The sequence below is a fragment of the Stenotrophomonas sp. CASM106 genome (genome assembly GCF_049384825.1).
Classification (GTDB): domain Bacteria; phylum Pseudomonadota; class Gammaproteobacteria; order Xanthomonadales; family Xanthomonadaceae; genus Stenotrophomonas; species Stenotrophomonas muris.
Genome location: NZ_JBMRFS010000088.1, coordinates 1 through 398, shown reverse-complemented (window position 1 = coordinate 398; position 398 = coordinate 1). Strand labels below are relative to the sequence as shown.

The following is a 398-nucleotide window of genomic DNA, read 5'->3' as shown; positions in this document are numbered from 1 at the left end:
GGTCTCGATCGAGGGGGTCATCCATACCCTCATCGAAGCCATCGTGCTGGTCGTGGTGGTGATGTTCCTGTTCCTGCAGAACCTGCGCGCCACGCTGATTCCGGCGATCACGGTGCCTGTGGTGCTGCTGGGCACCTTCGGCGTGCTGGCCGTTGCCGGATTCACCATCAACACACTGACCCTGTTCGCGATGGTGCTGGCGATCGGCCTGCTGGTCGACGATGCGATCGTGGTGGTGGAGAACGTGGAGCGCATCATCCACGACGAGCATCTGCCACCGCGCGAAGCGACCGAAAAATCGATGGGCGAGATCACCGGCGCGTTGATCGGCATCACCGTGGTGCTGGGCGCGGTGTTCCTGCCGATGGCGCTGTTCGGTGGTTCCACCGGCATCATCT

At 62.8% G+C, this 398-nt stretch carries 1 protein-coding gene; it reads left to right on the top strand.

The window, feature by feature from the left end; all coding sequences use genetic code 11:
* The coding region (locus VG556_RS22655; RefSeq protein ID WP_423180087.1) for an efflux RND transporter permease subunit at positions 1-398 on the top strand (398 nt) is incomplete at both ends.